Raw genomic sequence first — 16,515 nt, forward strand, 5'->3', positions numbered from 1 at the left:
TATACTGTTCACCGAATGGAATATTTGAGGTGATCATCGTGAAACGCACATATAAAGTATTGAATACAGACATGGAGTTGTTTGGAGCTGCTCTAGTCCAGGCACATGTATACGTTGTATCCGTTGATGAGGAATTGCGTGTGACATTTGAGGATTATGGGGGAGTAGTAGAGGAGATTAAGCCAGAATCAGTTAAGATAGCGGGTAAAATTTTTATGCGAGACCAGCTTGAATTTCGAATAGACCTAGTATCAGGAGAGGATCCAGAATGACTAATAACTCCGACGGTCAATAGCCAGTATAGAGAAATATTTCACATACATAAATAAGGCAACAGAGTTACGAGTTAGATTAGTATGAGGCGTAGGATTCAATATTCATAATGACAAGGCATATCCCATATGACTAAGTAAGTGCTTTTTTGCTCACATAGAGGAGGGATATGATTGGATGCATTCGTTTCACGCTCATTAGATGAAATACGATTTTGGTCCAGGATTATGAAGGAGCATTCATTTTTTCTGGGGTTAGGTTTTCGAGCGGAAGATACTCAACTTAAAACAGAAGCCAATCGGTTCTACGCCATTTTTGAGGATATTGAGAAAAGGTCGAATGAATTTAATACCGAGACAGATCCTTATACAATCAAAGAGTTTAATACGGAAGTTCAGAATGCGGCGACAAATATTTGGGCATTTAAGAGAATGGTATTGGGCCTTATATTACAATGCAAACTTCCTGGGCAAACCAATTTTCCCTTACTGGTAGATCACGTAAGCCGGGAAGCCAATTATTTCAGAAATCGTTTAGGAGAACTCAATTCAGGAAAGCTTGAACCATTACCCGATGCAATTATTGATGAAAATGTATTTTTCTTAAAAATCATGGCTGATCACGCAAAATTTATAGGACATTTGCTTGATCCATCCGAGCGTAAACTGGTTGAACAAGCTAGGGAGTTTAGTAATGATTTTGATATGCTGATGTTTCAAGCGATTGATTTAAGTCATATGCGGCCACAGTCACAAACCGTTCCACTCCTGAGTCAATTTGTTGATGAAAACCGTGTCTCTGTGAAGTCCTTGCGAGATTTTAAGAAAACAGCGCGTGATTTAATCGACGAGTGCCGAATAAAAAGCATTATCCATCCTTTATTGGCCGATCATGTATTTCGTGAAGCGGAGAGGTTCCTTTTTATTCTCGATATGTTTGATCAATCCTTATCAGGTGTTAAGGTGAATAAGAGAGAAATCATGCACTGAGAGAGCCCAGTAAAAAGAGTACAGTTTCTGTAAAATATCCAGTGGAAATAAAAGCTTTAGACTGAACAAAAATCAAACAGCGGCAGACTAAGACTTGAAAAATAAAGTCTTAGTCTGCCGCTATTGTCATCCAACTAACGTGTATAAGTACATAGAAAATCCAATATGTCGCATTAAGCATCCTATGGAAATGTTCGCGATCAAAGCCGGGAGGGTCTTGCGATGGGAGAAAGGCCGGAGTACTCATCGATTCCGGGAAAGGACTCAGAAAGGAGAAATGTCCGGCGTTTCTACGGTATATATTTAAATCCAAATATCATTGACTGCCGTTAATTCTGACTCCGCTCCTCCAGTATTTACTACACCTCTCGGCTCTACTAGCATGATATGGCACTCTTCATGTGCGAAAGGCTTGTGTTCGACTCCCTTAGGCACAATAAACATTTCTCCCTGAGAAACCTGTACCCGTCCATCTCTAAAATCAATGAACATCTCGCCCTCAAGTACAATAAAGACCTCGTCGGTATCTTGATGATCGTGCCATACAAAATCCCCAACTATTTTCACCAATTTAAATTGATAGTCATTCATTTCACCAATAACTTTCGGAGACCAATGATCACTAAATTTAGATAACTTTTCATGCAGTTTGATTGATTGATACTTCATAATACCCTCCTTTAAAACTAGATATCCTCTGATGGATTGATAATCGCCAGTACCTGGTGATCCTCCCACTTTCCGTTGATCTTTACGTTGCTTCGAGAGATGCCTTCTTTGTGAAAGCCAGCCTTCTCAAGCACACGGATGGATCCTGGATTCCGAGGAGAGGCTTCCCCGAAGATCCGGTGAAACTTTAGCTCATCGAAAGCATAGCGAACCACCTGCTTCACCGCCTCCGTCATATAACCCTTGCCGTTATATGCTTGGTCTAGGCTGTATCCGATCATACAGCTCTGAAGCGGTCCTCTCACCACAAAAGATAGACCTATGCTGCCTATAATCCGGTCGTCCTCCTTGTGGCATACCACAAAGGAATATTTCCGATCCTCCATCATGTCGGTCTTGCTCTTAATAATCGTCTGGAGCTGGTACTCCTCCGTATAGTACTTCTCTTGGTTGTTTGGCGAAAACTTATCAAAGAACTCCTGATTGCGCTTGTACATTGCTGCCAACTCTGCGGCGTCCGTCTCCTCAGAGAACCGGATGTATACTCGCTGCTCCGACATCTGCACCATCCTTCCAAACTGTAATATTGAAAGAATTATATCACAGGCTGAAGATTGGGAAATTGATTTGATGAATGGTGTATATCAGGCAGCATTCCTTTGAATGTTAACTAAAAATATATACCGTAATTATTGGATTGGATATAATGTTTTCTAAAAAAGGAGCATATATTGTAATGAATAATGCTTACGAAGTGCTTGAGGAGCGTATATCCGAATGGGGAATCTCTAATGAGGAAATTATTGCGGTTTATATCGTTGGGTCCCGGGCAAGAGAGGACAAACCTTTTGATGAGTTTTCTGACTTGGATGTAGTCGTCTTTTCAACGAATCCAGATTACTATCTTCAAAATGATCAATGGTTACTAAACATCGGCAAGGTTTGGACCAGCTTTATGTTTCGAACGGCAAAAGGAGATCCGGAAAAACTCGTTCTTTTTGATCAGGGGGCTGAGGTTGATTTTCTATTCCGTCATACTTCTGATCTGGATCATATAATCAAAAATGGACGTATTCCTGAAGGATTTCAGCGTGGGGTTAGGATGCTGCTCGATAAGACGGGAAATGGAAACCAAATCATCCCTCAAACCACTACGATCCCGGGTACTCCTCCGATATCTGAAGGTGCTTATCTACAGGTTGTTAATATGTATTGCTTCGCCTCTCTCTATGTGGCTAAACAAATTTTGCGCAATGATCTGTGGGTAGCTAAGCAAAGAGATATGGACTGTAAACAATTATTGCTGCAAATGATAGAGTGGCATGCAAAAGCTGTACATGGATCGGAATATGATACTTGGCATGCAGGGAAATTCATAAATGAATGGGCTGATCAAGATGTCGTTGCTGATTTGAAAAAATCTTTTGGGGAATACGATCCCAATCATAGTTGGGAAGCACTGGTCGTATCCTTTGAGTTGTTCAAACGGTTATCCTCGGAAGTGGCAGCTAAGTATAAATACGCGTATCCGGATGAATTATTTTCCCATATTCAAAACTGGTTAGGGGGACAATATGATAAGCATAGATAAAAAGTCGGACACCCTAATTGTTGTGCTGCATGAGATTTATGGGATTAACCAGCATATACAAAATTTTTGTAGCCTATTATCAGATCAGGGTTATGACGTCATTTGTCCAAATTTACTAGGCAAGGAAACGCCTTATGACTATTCGCAAGAGGAAACTGCCTACACCAATTTTATGGAGAATGTAGGATTTGACCGCGCTTTCTATCATATCGAAAGTTTATTATTAAGTATTCGAGCTCGTTATAAAAAGGTATTTATCGTCGGATTTAGCATAGGGGCAACGATTGCCTGGCTGTGTAGTAAAGAAAAGTATGTTGATGGAATCGTAGGATACTATGGCTCTCGTATTAGAAATTATTTAGAAGTAACTCCACATGGTCCAATACTGCTTTTTTTCCCACAGGAAGAACCATCATTTAATGTGGATGAGCTCATTTCAACTTTAGACAACCGTAATATCCGGGTACATCAATTCAGTGGACAGCACGGATTCAGTGACCCGTACTCTCCCCGATATAACGTACACTCAGCTCAGCAATCATTTAAAGAAATGGTAGAGTTCTTCAAGGAAGGTTGATCAATAAAAGCAGTCGTTTGCTTCCAGCCCACACCTTTCCATTGTTCTGGGGAAACGCACAGTCATGATGTGCGGATTAGTCATATGTATATACATCATTGACTATGAAAAGGGGATGTATGTGGCTGTGGCTACCTTTTATCAAGCCTTCAAGTTGAAGAGTCGGATTTGGCGAACGATGCTAAAGCGGAACGGAGTAACAGGGATTGGAGTAGGCTATGCTGATCCTAACAGACCCGCAAAGGGTGCGGCGATTGTGTTATATACCTTGAGAAATATTTCGGCTGTGACGCAAACCAAATTGCAGGCAGTAACCCATAATATAAGTCGGGCTACTGCGGTACCTATCCGAATTTTAGGTGTGGGTTCCTTCAAAAGGGAAGCGGTGGCTCCTACCCAAACGAACCCTCGCCAAAGATGGCGCCCCATGCCCGGTGCGGTCAGTGTAGGAACGACGGTTCCCACCACTGCAGGAGGAACCGGAGGACTCATTGTTATTAAGAATAGTACTTTGTTTATTTTGAGTAATGCCCATGTTCTAGTCCCGACGAATACAAACCAATTTCACAATACCATTCAGCCTTCTCCGGCAGATGGGGGCAGAACGGCGGATCAGATCGGGAGAGCTTTTCAATTTGTCCCGCTTACTACGACAGGTGTTAACTTTCAGGACTCCGCCATTGCTATTGCCAATTCAAACAGTCTGCTTAACCCGAGGTATCTGATTAACCAGAGCGGTGGCCTCATTACCGTACCCGGGCACTTATTGAGCTACCGTCTGGGAATGACGTTTAAAAGAATGGCTAAAACCAACGGCTTCGCCAGAGGAGTCGTGGAGGCGATTGGCGTGGAACAAAGGGTGAGAGGCGATTCGGGAATCAAGATTTTCCGTGATCAAACGGTCATTCGTTTTACCCAGGGACGAACTGGGCCTGGAGATTCGGGTTCCGTATGGCTGAATGACAGTAATGATCGGTTGAACAACTATGCGGCCGCGGTCCATTTTGCCGGATCTACAGACGGAACGCGTTCTATATCTTTCCCGATTGAACGAGCGATGAGAACGTACGGAACCTTGGTCGCCATCCCGGCTGGAGCTGGAAGATATAAAGCAGGTGTAGCAAAAGGAAAGGCTCCAAAAAACAATTATGCCTATGTCCGTCCAATGACGAGAAAACAACTGGCCTTGTCTCCAATCATAAAATCCAATGCGGAATAAGAGAAGGACTAGAACTATGATGTTCTAGTCGACCTCTATCGAAAATATCTCTTTAAAACCTCTTTTACCATCGGCTGTAATACGTATCGCTCGGGTTGTGGGCAGACGCTCGATCCAATGTAATTCGAATAATCTGTCTAGAACAGCACTTCCTAAAGCACCTGCAAGGTGATGGCGTCGTTCACTCCAATCCAGGCATTTATGTGAGAAGGAGCGGCGCTTTTGTCTTGTTTTTTTTAGATCAATCTGAAAGTTAGTGAAGAAAGCCTCTCCTGGTTCCGTGATATGAAGCCCGTCCTGATCTTCGAAAAGAATCCCCTTTTGAATGAAAAAATTCATGAGCTGTACGCCTAATTGACCCGCAACATGATCGTAGCAAGTCCTTGCCAACCGTAGGGCCTCGTCTTCAGAGGCATGTTTGAATGAATGGATAGGGACAGGCGGAGCTATAGATAAAAATGACTCCATCACCCGGGCAACTTCGGGGTCTTGAATGCCAAAGTAACGGTGCCGCCCCTGTTTTTCCACGGTAACGACTTGTGCCTCGGTCATTTTAGCCAGATGGAAGCTGGCTGTTTGCGGTTTGATGCCTGCCATATGGGCCAATTCACTTGCCGTGTGGAACCTGCCGTCTAATAAAGCGGTGAGGATAGCTGCACGGGAAGGCTCGCTAACAAGAGAAGCAATCATGGCTACATTTGACTTGGTACTCATGGCACGATTATCCCCCTTTGTAATCCATACTTCGATGAAGGTTGAAATATTTATATTTTACAATAGGGAGGTAGATCTGAATAGAAGGAGAAGAGATGATGAACCCAATACATCAGATGAATGAGATGAATCATAGCCCAGACGTTATAACGATTAACCCTAGCATTTTATATTACGGAACCCCTGTAATTTTACTCAATACGCTGAATGAGGATGGAACGACCAATATTAGCCCCATTTCCTCCTCGTGGGCATTAGGAGATTGTGTGGTACTAGGTATTGGAATTGGTGGGAAAGCATTTGAAAATATGAAGCGGCATCCTGAATGTGTAATCAACGTCCCGGGGCCTTCGATGTGGGAAAATGTAGAACGTTTGGCTCCTTATACAGGCAAGAATCCTGTTCCAGCGGAAAAAAAGAAAAATGGATTTATGCACCATAAAGATAAGTATGAGATCAGCGGACTAACTTCGATGGACTCGAATAGGGTCAAGCCCGCCCGAATCAGGGAGTGCCCTATTCAAATTGAAGCCAAGGTGAAGGATGTAAGAATTCCTGACCATTCTCCTTATTTTGCGATCGTCGAAACTCAAGCCATCCAGGTGCATGTTCATCAGGATATCATCCTCGGTGAGAACCATATTGATCCGACAAAGTGGAGCCCACTCATCTATAATTTCCGCCATTATTTTGGTCTGGGTGAGCATTTGGGCAAAACCTTCCGATCTGAAACCTGATATTTCAACAAAATAATAATATCCTACCTGAATAATAAGAATTATCTTCCCAAATCGTTCTTTTTGTGCGAGAATGATTGAAAAATCATCCATGAGTACGCATACAGGAAGGGACGATTCATACAGCACGTATAACAAGGGAGGAAATAATCATGTCAGAAGAACGCAAGCTGTCATTCGAAACTCTCGCTGTCCATGCCGGACAACAAATTGATCCTACTACCTTTGCCCGCGCCGTTCCGTTGTATCAAACCACTTCATATGGATTTCGGGATGCGGAGCATGCGGCTGATTTGTTCTCGCTGAAAGAATTCGGCAACATTTATACGCGTCTGATGAATCCGACCACGGATGTATTCGAGCAACGGATCGCCGCGTTGGAAGGCGGGGCTGGTGCGTTGGCAACGGCTTCGGGAGCAGCGGCAATTTCCTTCTCCATCCTGAATATTGCGGGAGCTGGGGATGAAATTGTGTCGGCCTCCAGTCTGTATGGCGGTACATATAATCTATTTTCTACAACACTGCCGAAATTGGGCATTAAAGTACATTTTGTCGATTCGGATGACCCAGAGAACTTCCGCAAAGCCATTACAGATAAGACGAAGGCATTATTTGCCGAAACGATTGGCAACCCACAGGGCAATGTGCTGGATGTGGAGGCTGTAGCGGCGATTGCGCACGAATATGGTATTCCGCTAATTGTGGATAACACATTCCCAAGTCCTTACTTGTTGCGTCCTATCGAATATGGAGCGGACATTGTTGTGCATTCTGCAACGAAGTTTATTGGCGGGCACGGCACGTCTATTGGTGGGGTGATCGTGGACAGCGGCAAGTTTGACTGGAAAGCGAGTGATCGTTTCCCGGGACTGACTGAGCCGGACCCGAGCTACCACGGAGTTGTTTACACCGAGGCGGTGGGGCCTATCGCATATATTATCAAGGCACGGGTCCAATTGCTGCGGGACTTGGGAGCGGCCATTTCTCCGTTTAATTCATGGCTGCTGCTTCAGGGCTTGGAGACACTTCATTTGCGGCTGGAAAGACATAGTCAAAATGCCTTGAAGGTAGCGCAATATCTCGAAGGCCACAAGGATGTGGAGTGGGTCAGCTACACCGGGCTGCCAAGCCATCCGTCCTATGAATTAGCTCAAAAGTATTTGCCGAAAGGACAAGGAGCAATCCTGACCTTTGGTATTAAAGGTGGAAGCCAAGCGGGAAGCAAGCTAATTGCGAATGTAAAGCTATTTTCTCATTTGGCGAATGTGGGTGATTCCAAGTCTTTAATTATTCACCCGGCAAGCACAACGCACCAGCAGTTGAATGTGGAAGAACAGGTCGCTGCCGGAGTCAAACCAGAGCTGTTACGCCTATCTGTCGGGACAGAAGCGATAGACGATATTTTGTACGATCTGGAACAGGCGATCGCGGCCAGCCAGCAGTAGTAGCAGTAGACCCTTCTTAGACTAAGTGTGACAGAGCAATCGTGTAGCATCGCAAGTGATTTTCCGACCCAGATCAGTATTCGTCCAGAGTTTGATCAGGCGGGGGGCAACCTCCGTCTTTTTTTGCGTGTTGACATCATACCCCCATAGGTATATATTATACCCCGTAGGGTATATGAGGAGGGGAAGAAATGGGTAGGAAAATAGTTATTATTGGCGGGGTAGCAGGTGGAGCTTCTGCTGCTGCGAGATTGCGTAGATGGAATGAGGAAGACGAGATTATTCTGTTTGAACGCGGAGAGCATGTTTCTTTTGCGAACTGTGGCCTTCCCTACTATATTGGCGGGACAATCCATGCGCGGGAGAAGCTGTTTCTCCAGACGCCTCAAGGGATAAGAGACCGTTTTAATATAGATGTAAGGGTACTGAAAGAAGTGATACAAATAGACCGCGAGCAGAAGCTCGTCCGCTTCCGCGATATGATTACAGGGGAAACAGATGAGCAGCCGTACGATATTGTGGTATTGTCGCCGGGAGCCAAACCGATGATACCGGACATTCCCGGATTACATGAAGCTGTGAATGTATTTACATTAAGAAACATTCATGACACGGACGTCATTAAAGCATATGTAGATGAAAGACATCCCCAGCATGTCACGGTGATCGGGGCCGGATTTATTGGGCTGGAGATGGCCGAGAATTTGCGGGAGCGTGGACTTGCAGTAACCATTATTGATATGGGGCAACAATTATTGAATCCGCTGGACCCTGAAATGGCCAAATGGGTAGAACAGCATATGAGGCTGAACGGGGTGGAGGTGCGTTTAGAGGAAGGAGTCACGGCTTTTGAAGAGCAGGGTACACAACTTCGATTGACCTCCGGGGGTGTGCTTCAGACGGACATGGTTATTCTGGCGATCGGTGTTGTTCCTGAAAATGAGTTGGCCAAGCAAAGCGGATTGGAACTTGGTTTTCGCGGCGCCATTCAGGTCAACGCCCAACTGCAAACCAGCGATCCGGCCATTTATGCGGTGGGGGATGCCATCCAGGTCAAAGACCGCAATCATGGGTTTGCAACGATGGTATCACTAGCTTGGGGAGCCAATCGTCAGGGGCGTTTGGTAGCGGATCATATTAACGGTCAAGCCATTTCTTATGATGGGGCGCTTGGAACATCCGTAATTAAGACCTTTGCATTGACTTCAGCTTCTACAGGTAATAATGAAAAAACATTACAGCGGCTGGGCGTTCCTTATCAGGCTGTTCATATTCATCCTGGTTCGCATGCCGGCTATTACCCTGGCGCATCACCCATTGCTATGAAGCTGCTCTTTAATCCTGAGAACGGGATGATCTATGGGGCGCAGGCTGTTGGAGCTGATGGAGCAGACAAAAGGATTGATGTGATTGCGACGGCTATTCGTGGTCATTTGAACGTCCGTGAGCTGGCTGATATTGAACTTGCTTACGCACCTCCCTATTCTTCAGCAAAAGACCCTGTGAATATGGCGGGTTACGTGGCTTCGAATATCATGGATGGGCTGGTCCAAACGATACAGTGGCATGAAGTTGATGATTTTCACCGCAATGGTGGTCTTATAATTGATGTAAGGGATGCGGTGGAGCTACAGGCAGGAGCCATTCCAGGTTCTGTTCATATTCCTCTGGCCGAGATTAGAGAGCGGATGGCAGAAATCCCTAGTGATCTGGAGATCGCGGTATCCTGCCAAGTCGGTCTGCGAGGCTATATTGCGGCCCGAATTTTGACTCAATACGGTTATCGGGTGAGGAACGTTGATGGTGGCTATAAGACGTATTCGGTTATGGCTGAACGTGATCATCTCTTAAAATAGTTCATCACCCATCCAATCTGGTTGAGATGATCCGTTACTTCGCCGTGCAGCGCCCCAAAGAAAGTATCTTGTAGCTCCACGGTAACGGTACCTTTTTCTGCTAGTGCGTGGTAAGCTTGCTTAAGCTCGTCCTCACTTTCACAGTCAAGAATGATTTGGACATGCTGCGCTTTGAGCGGTTTACCGTAGGAATCTGAAAAATGGATATGACTGCTACCCAGGTGAAGTTCAGCGTGCAAGAGTCTGCCTTCCTGCTTGTTTAGCACTTTGATTTTCCCACCTAACACCGATTGGTAATAATCAATGGACTGCTGCACATCGTTTACAATGACAAAAGGACTTGCACTTCTCATGGGATCATTTCCTTTCATGTCTTTGGTGTAGGATCGCTACTGTACATTATTTACGTTATCCGCAGGGTTTACCCCTTTTCTGATCAAATTATGGCTTGGTTCACTGTGTGACGTCTGTTACAATAGAAGAGGTATATACGAATGGATAGAAAAGAGGTTGAACAGGTGGGCACTTCAGTGATTTGGGAAGCAGTTATATATTGGGTGATCTTGGTGATTTCCGCTCTGTGCGTGATCGCAGTATCTGGTACTCGGAAGACAGCAAGCACGATTATTTTAGCGCCCGTTGTTTTGTTCTGTACCATATTTATGATGCAGGGATCAGTGTTTACTGCCATGAATCACCCGACGATGGGGTCTAATGTCGGTTTGGGTATGGCATTTCTGACAACATGGGTGGTCAGCGGAATATTGTTTGCTGTAGCGCTTGTAATTGCTTTTATTAAATATAACAAGAAGAACAAGGCGTAATTTAGCCTTAACCTCAGATGGATAAAGGCTTTCGGTGATGTACCGAAAGCCTTTTTTTGTATTTTTTTACGATGGAGGATGTCTCTGCTTATCTACGTCTTCTCATAAGCAATACAACGATTAGCACGACGATGATCACGATCAATAGGAATTTCATATTCAATAACCTCCTTGGTCTGTCTCATATTTGGTATTAACCACTTTTAGTTAGTATGTACCGATGGATCTCAAGCAAGTATCTATTGTCGAGTGCTTGGGGAAAATTAGAATGTGGGACTAAAAAGAGGTTTACAGGCTTAGCTGGAAAGTGTATACATAAAGTAAGGAGGCGATTGCCATGAGTGATCGTGCATTTCATTTGTTCTATATTATTTTCTTAACGGTTCTGGCACTTGGAAGTGTTGGTGGAATCGCCTGGTGGTTGCGCTCTATTGGTCGTCAGGAGAAGGAAAAAAACTAAATTCAACATGGGCATACAAGCCCGAATGCATCTTCCAGTAGGAGGGTGCATTTTTATATGTTATAATGGGAACATATGTTCTTTGTAGGAGGGAAGACGATGTTGCCAGATTTGGAACGAAAGCTGCTACGTATTTTGTATAATTATTTCGCCCAGCATCGCCACATGCCCACAATGGCGGAATTGACCGTAAAAACAGGCAAGCGAGACGCTGAAATTACAGCCGCCTTGCGACATATGGAACAGGAGCGTTACATCACTTGGGAAAACAATTCGGGTACCCAGCATGTTGTTTTACTGGAAGGGTGGGAACGTCCCTCGACCCAAAGGCGCACCCAAGCGGAAACAAGACGTTCCACTACGCAAACGATGCCGCCCGATGGTACAGAATATTGGACGAATTATTAGAAGGTATATAAAACTGGAAAATTAATGAGTTTTTAAGGTGCATATCATTTAGTTTTAAGAAAGCGAGACTATAATGACCCTATTAACCCCTTTTTGATCAAGCTATAGGCCCTGCCGATGTATCGGCAGGGCCACTTTTTTGTTCATAAATATGCTTTCCGTATATGAAAAATCCCCCGGGGATCATCCGGAGGATGGTGCAGTTTGCATATACTGCACGGCCTGCTCAAACTTCATCGTTTGATGGCATAATATATATTCAACCCCTGCTACCTTGCATTATATGGTCAGCATGTTCATAAGGGGCAGTGTGATTCCACTGTTCATTTTCCAAACGACAAAAGCCCTACCTCTCTTTCGTCCTTGCGGCTCCGATGACCGCGCCAGTGTGAATGTGAAAATCTTCGGCAAAAGCTCAAAATTCTACATTAGGGTTATACATAAAATTTGGAGAAGCTCCATACGGTGATTAGGAGTAATAGCTTGTTGCGTGGAATCTTATGGGGTTAATACATATTCTAATAGTATAGCAAGAATGATTATAAAACACAAGTCATTTTTTGCTTTTTGATGATAGACTGGAAAAAATGTTGGCTAAAATGTCCTTCCCTCGCGAGTTTCTTAATTAAGAATAAGATGATTTTCCATCTATAAATTGCAGATTAAAAGCCGTCCTCGTATTTATGTAAAATGCTCGAGCAAGAAGGTAAACTTTTGATGGTTGGACTCCGATATTGAATACACAAGATATTTTAGAGTGTACGGATGAAAAGAGGGGTAGCAATTTGCCGACCTATAAGCGCTTTATTCAGCATGTTATCCTGAACTATATTATAGGTTCGTTTATCGCTGTATTGTTGGTAGGTATGATTTTTGTATTTTCCACGTTAAATGTAGCCCACTATGAAATTCTGGGTCTTGTTAAAATTATTGCATTTTCCAGCGTTATTATGATTGCTTGTGAAACCATAGTGTTTCGAATGCATTTGAGACCCGTTCATCGTTTTTTTCTAGGTAACCAGGAAACGCTTAAGGATGTAGAAGCGGTGTATATCCGGGTTCATCATCTGCCTAATTTGTCCGTTTTACGTATTGTTGGACCGCATTTGTTAGGCTTCTCTATCCCGGCAACCGTTATTGCGCTATGGATGATACATACTGGACAACTTACTTTTCCCTTTTATTATGTAGGAATCGCCTGTATAGGAGCTTGTCTGGTCGCTTCCATGCACGCACTGGTTGAATTTTTCCTGACCATGAGAGCAATCAAACCGCTTCTGGAGGAAATTCGTGATCGAACCTACCAGCAATATGGATTAAACCTGTCCCTGCGAGGACGAGTCCTGCTATCGCTTCGGCATAAATTTCAGTTAAGCGCGACGCTCATTGGTGCTTTTCCTTTATTTTTATTTTGTTTAGCTACACAGATTCGCCTGGAACGTTTGGAGGCGACGGATTCTAGCTCCTATTGGGCTTGGGCGGGTACGATTTTAATTTTTGGTGTAGCCTTTGCTTATCTGGGCGGCAGGTTGCTGACCCGTGAGATCGAACAGCCGATCCACCATCTGCTGGAAAAAATGAATGAAGTGAAGGAAGGCCGCCTGAACAGTAATGCCAGCGATTTGTATTCGGACGAATTTGCGGAGCTGGTCGAAGGATTTAACATGATGATCGAGGGTCTGAAGGAACGGGAAGAAAAGAACGGTCAGCTATTGGACAGTTACTTCGCCACCTTGGCGGCAGCACTGGATGCGCGAGATGCCTATACCGCAGGACATTCTTTGCGTGTAGCTGAATATTCCGTACTCATTGGGCGCAAGGGAGGTTTGAATGAGACGGACCTCGACTTGCTGCGCAAAACAGCCTTGCTGCATGATATCGGTAAAATCGGCGTGGCTGACGCTGTGCTGCTCAAGGACGGCAAGCTGACGGACGAGGAGTTTGATCAGATTAAAATGCACCCGGTTATGGGAGAAAGCATTCTCCGGCAAGTTGAGCCGGCTTATGCTATGGCCCCTTATTTGCCCGGCGTGCGCTCGCACCATGAGCGTTATGATGGCAAGGGATACCCTGACCAGCTCGCTGGGGAAGATATCCCCTTATTTGGGCGAATCATTGCTGTAGCGGATGCTTATGATGCGATGACGTCTGATCGTCCCTATCGGCAAGGTATGAAGGAAGAGAAGGCGGTTATGATATTGGAAGAGGGAAAGGGAACCCAATGGGACCCTTATTTTGCCGAATTATTTGTCAAAGAGTGGCGCCGAAACAAAGGCATCACAGCTGACTCTATAGGTATCAGCACTAGGGCGAGCCATTGAGGTTCGCTTTTTTTATATACGGATATAAGATCTTTTGACATGTCGAAAGATGGGGCTTCATGTTATGATGTACAAGAAAGGCAGACGCGGTTAACATAGGCCTGGCATCCAATTTTTTGCGCTATGGGAGTGTGAGTCCATGCAATTTTCAATGATGTTTTTAATGAATTTGGGGATGCTGATTGCCGTTGCCTATGTGGCGAACGTGATTTATAAATATGGTTTGAGTCGTACCTCTTCGCGGTTCAAATATGTCAGCTCGGTGCTGCTAGTGATATTTGGCGGATGGGTCAGCTCTTGCTTTGGTTTTAACTTTAGTGAAACAGTTATTTTTGATCTGCGTTTCGTACCGCTGATTATCGCGGCGTTGGTGTATCCTCGCTCTTATACGCTTATTATTATTGGGGTCGCAATCGGACTTACGAGATTTACCTTCGGCCTGCATATGGCGGCGTGGGTCGGCTTTTTGAATATGAGCATTCTGGGCGTCCTGTGCGCTGGATTGAACTACTGGATGCGCCGTTCCACCTGGCGTTTAATTATCAAGGCATCGGTAACCATTTTAGCGGTTAATATCGTAAATACGTTAAATATTGCCTTTCTAGGCGTCATTCCCTGGCGCTACTATCTAGCGGAGGTTGTTCCTCTTACACTGCCTATCGGCATCGTTCTCAGTTTTTTATTTGCTCTGATTTTACGTGACTTTCAGATGGAGCAGCAGCGGAATCATCAGATTAAGCAGGCGAATGAGTTGTTATCAGAGCAGCGAGATGAGTTGCAGAAGGCAAAGGTCATTCTAGAGGAACGTGCCAAGCAACTGATGATGGCTTCCCAATATAAATCGGATTTTATGGCAACGATGTCGCATGAGTTACGTACACCTCTTAACAGCATCATTAATCTGGCGCAAATTATCAACGAGCAGGGAAAAGAGCTGGATGAGGACGAGCTAGACCAGTACAGTGATCTAATTTATGCCTCCGGGCATGATTTGCTCCAATTGATCAACGACATTCTGGACCTATCCAAGGTCGAGGCTGGGCACATGGAGATCGTAAGTGAGCCAGTCAGTGTACGTGAGATAGCGCAGGTGATGATGATGCATTTTGAAGTCACAGCGAAGGATAAAAATCTGGAATTCAGCTTGAAGGAGCATGAGCCTATACCGAATGAAATCCGGTCTGATTCCAAACGCGTACAGCAAATTTTGCGTAATCTGTTGTCCAATGCCTTTAAGTTCACTCATGAAGGACGTGTATTGCTGGAAATCAGCACACAACATCTGGATCGAAAGGGACAAGAGGGAGATTGGGTTGTATTTGCTGTAAAAGATACGGGCATCGGCATTTCCAAGCTTCAGCAGCATGTTATTTTTGAGGCATTCCAGCAGGCGAACGGTTCCATTAATCGTAAATATGGAGGAACTGGGTTGGGATTGTCCATCAGCCGTGATTTTTCCCGCTTGTTGGGCGGGTTTATCCGTCTGGAGAGTGAGGAGGGCAAGGGAAGTACATTTTCCCTGTACCTACCGATGTGTCCGTCCGAAAACAAGGAGGCGGACGAACAACCCTTTAAATTAACCTAATCGCAATTGTAGGAGCAGAAGCGCTATGGCACAAAGGAGGTCTATCATGGAACGCAAAGCGGTCGTTGTGGGTGCAACAGGGCTTGTCGGGGGTTATGTTGTACGAGAGCTGCTGGTGCAAAAGGAATACAACCGCGTCATGGTTATGGGCAGACGTCCATTGGACATCAAGCATCCCAAGCTGGAGCAGGCGCTCATCGATTGGGAACAGCCACAGAAAGCGGCGTTCGCCTTCGAAGGGGTGGATGATGTTTTTTGCTGCCTTGGGACAACGATGAAAAAGGCGGGCTCCAAGGAGCAGTTCCGTCAGGTGGATCTAGACTACCCGGTGCTGACAGCCCAGTTGGGCAAAGAAGCTGGAGCGGTACAGATGCTTGCGGTCTCTGCGATGGGCGCCGATCCAGACTCACGCGTGTTTTATAATCGCACCAAAGGTGAGGCTGAAGAGGCGCTTGCTGCTGTCGCATTGCCTGCGCTGCATTTGTTCCGTCCGTCGCTGATTTTGGGCGCGAGACCTGAACGACGTTTGGGCGAAGCCGCTGCCGCTGTTGTCATGAAGGCACTGGACGGCCTGATGACGGGCAAGCTCGCTTCCTACCGCGCCATCCCGGCCCCGGTCATCGCACGAGCCATGGTACGAATTGCTCTCGCACAGGCGAGCGGCGTACATATTTATCCGAACGACATCATTCGAGTCATCGGTGCAGAACTAACATCCAATGATGAGGAACCCGGTACAGGAACGGCTCCTGATGAGAATGTGTAAAACCACAGCTAGGGTTAAAAATGACAATAACGCCGCTGCTGCCCGATGATTCGGGCAGCAGCGGCGTTGCTTGTGTTTTAT

At 45.2% G+C, this 16,515-nt stretch carries 18 protein-coding genes and 1 pseudogene; 14 read left to right on the forward strand and 5 right to left on the reverse strand.

Annotated elements, in window-relative coordinates:
• Positions 1-29 precede the first annotated feature (29 nt).
• Together AOU00_RS15220 and AOU00_RS15225 are read left to right on the forward strand one after the other, a co-directional pair.
• The gene (locus AOU00_RS15220) at positions 30-272 is read left to right on the forward strand and encodes a hypothetical protein (RefSeq protein ID WP_420488428.1); all 243 of its coding nucleotides are present in this window, start codon (positions 30-32) and stop codon (positions 270-272) included.
• A 174-nt stretch (positions 273-446) separates the two neighbouring features.
• Positions 447-1,262, forward strand: coding sequence for a DUF2935 domain-containing protein (locus AOU00_RS15225; RefSeq protein WP_061830019.1), 816 nt, complete (start codon positions 447-449; stop codon positions 1,260-1,262).
• Between the two features lie 134 nt (positions 1,263-1,396).
• Here AOU00_RS15225 and AOU00_RS27100 read toward each other — a convergent pair.
• The 3 genes and pseudogenes from AOU00_RS27100 to AOU00_RS15235 all read right to left on the reverse strand — a co-directional run.
• Positions 1,397-1,551 (reverse strand): annotated as a pseudogene (locus AOU00_RS27100) (alpha/beta hydrolase); the annotation flags it as partial.
• A gap of 14 nt (positions 1,552-1,565) precedes the next feature.
• Positions 1,566-1,931, reverse strand: a complete 366-nt coding sequence (locus AOU00_RS15230; protein ID WP_023986767.1) for a cupin domain-containing protein — start codon at positions 1,929-1,931, stop codon at positions 1,566-1,568.
• A gap of 17 nt (positions 1,932-1,948) precedes the next feature.
• On the reverse strand, positions 1,949-2,491 hold the full coding sequence (locus tag AOU00_RS15235; protein ID WP_069290960.1) for a GNAT family N-acetyltransferase: 543 nt from the start codon (positions 2,489-2,491) through the stop codon (positions 1,949-1,951).
• Positions 2,492-2,667: 176 nt separating this feature from the next.
• Here AOU00_RS15235 and AOU00_RS15240 point away from each other — a divergent pair, with 176 nt between their 5' ends.
• From AOU00_RS15240 to AOU00_RS15250, 3 genes are all read left to right on the forward strand, one after another.
• Positions 2,668-3,522: an aminoglycoside 6-adenylyltransferase gene (locus tag AOU00_RS15240; RefSeq protein ID WP_069290961.1), complete on the forward strand. Its 855-nt coding sequence runs from the start codon at positions 2,668-2,670 to the stop codon at positions 3,520-3,522.
• A complete protein-coding gene (locus tag AOU00_RS15245; RefSeq protein WP_069290962.1) occupies positions 3,506-4,099 on the forward strand; it encodes a dienelactone hydrolase family protein in 594 nt (197 codons plus the stop codon). The genes AOU00_RS15240 and AOU00_RS15245 overlap by 17 nt, the downstream gene beginning before the upstream one ends.
• 64 nt (positions 4,100-4,163) lie before the next feature.
• Positions 4,164-5,318, forward strand: a complete 1,155-nt coding sequence (locus AOU00_RS15250; RefSeq protein WP_081330717.1) for a hypothetical protein — start codon at positions 4,164-4,166, stop codon at positions 5,316-5,318.
• Positions 5,319-5,342: 24 nt separating this feature from the next.
• Here the strand turns inward: AOU00_RS15250 and AOU00_RS15255 are convergent, their stop codons facing one another.
• Positions 5,343-6,032: an ArsR/SmtB family transcription factor gene (locus AOU00_RS15255; protein ID WP_069290963.1), complete on the reverse strand. Its 690-nt coding sequence runs from the start codon at positions 6,030-6,032 to the stop codon at positions 5,343-5,345.
• A gap of 98 nt (positions 6,033-6,130) precedes the next feature.
• Here AOU00_RS15255 and AOU00_RS15260 point away from each other — a divergent pair, with 98 nt between their 5' ends.
• The 3 genes from AOU00_RS15260 to AOU00_RS15270 all read left to right on the forward strand — a co-directional run bounded on the left by AOU00_RS15260 (position 6,131) and on the right by AOU00_RS15270 (position 10,070).
• Positions 6,131-6,769 carry a flavin reductase family protein gene (locus tag AOU00_RS15260; RefSeq protein ID WP_069290964.1) on the forward strand — a complete coding sequence of 213 codons (639 nt, stop codon included), beginning with the start codon at positions 6,131-6,133 and terminating at the stop codon, positions 6,767-6,769.
• Positions 6,770-6,921: 152 nt separating this feature from the next.
• A complete protein-coding gene (locus AOU00_RS15265) occupies positions 6,922-8,214 on the forward strand; it encodes a homocysteine synthase (RefSeq protein ID WP_069290965.1) in 1,293 nt (430 codons plus the stop codon).
• A 191-nt stretch (positions 8,215-8,405) separates the two neighbouring features.
• Entirely contained in the window at positions 8,406-10,070 is a 1,665-nt protein-coding gene (locus tag AOU00_RS15270) for a CoA-disulfide reductase (protein ID WP_069290966.1), read from the forward strand.
• Here the strand turns inward: AOU00_RS15270 and AOU00_RS15275 are convergent.
• Complete coding sequence (locus AOU00_RS15275) at positions 10,055-10,423, reverse strand: VOC family protein (protein WP_029516003.1); 369 nt, start codon at positions 10,421-10,423, stop codon at positions 10,055-10,057. The genes AOU00_RS15270 and AOU00_RS15275 overlap by 16 nt on opposite strands.
• 141 nt (positions 10,424-10,564) lie before the next feature.
• On the opposite strand from AOU00_RS15275, the gene AOU00_RS15280 reads away from it, so the two are divergent.
• The 6 genes from AOU00_RS15280 (at position 10,565) to AOU00_RS15300 (ending at position 16,434) form a co-directional block, all read left to right on the forward strand.
• Entirely contained in the window at positions 10,565-10,894 is a 330-nt protein-coding gene (locus AOU00_RS15280; RefSeq protein ID WP_023986776.1) for a hypothetical protein, read from the forward strand.
• 337 nt (positions 10,895-11,231) lie between these two features.
• Positions 11,232-11,354, forward strand: a complete 123-nt coding sequence (locus tag AOU00_RS27480) for a hypothetical protein (protein WP_257785344.1) — start codon at positions 11,232-11,234, stop codon at positions 11,352-11,354.
• Positions 11,355-11,453: 99 nt separating this feature from the next.
• Positions 11,454-11,762 carry a LexA family transcriptional regulator gene (locus tag AOU00_RS15285; RefSeq protein WP_069290967.1) on the forward strand — a complete coding sequence of 103 codons (309 nt, stop codon included), beginning with the start codon at positions 11,454-11,456 and terminating at the stop codon, positions 11,760-11,762.
• Positions 11,763-12,547: 785 nt separating this feature from the next.
• Positions 12,548-14,083 carry an HD-GYP domain-containing protein gene (locus AOU00_RS15290; protein WP_069290968.1) on the forward strand — a complete coding sequence of 512 codons (1,536 nt, stop codon included), beginning with the start codon at positions 12,548-12,550 and terminating at the stop codon, positions 14,081-14,083.
• Between the two features lie 139 nt (positions 14,084-14,222).
• Positions 14,223-15,668 (forward strand): ATP-binding protein, encoded by a 1,446-nt coding sequence (locus AOU00_RS15295; protein WP_069290969.1) that lies wholly within the window; start codon positions 14,223-14,225, stop codon positions 15,666-15,668.
• 46 nt (positions 15,669-15,714) lie between these two features.
• The gene (locus AOU00_RS15300) at positions 15,715-16,434 is read left to right on the forward strand and encodes an NAD(P)H-binding protein (protein WP_069290970.1); all 720 of its coding nucleotides are present in this window, start codon (positions 15,715-15,717) and stop codon (positions 16,432-16,434) included.
• Positions 16,435-16,515 lie beyond the last annotated feature (81 nt).

This window comes from Paenibacillus polymyxa (genome assembly GCF_001719045.1).
GTDB classification, from domain to species: Bacteria; Bacillota; Bacilli; order Paenibacillales; family Paenibacillaceae; genus Paenibacillus; species Paenibacillus polymyxa_B.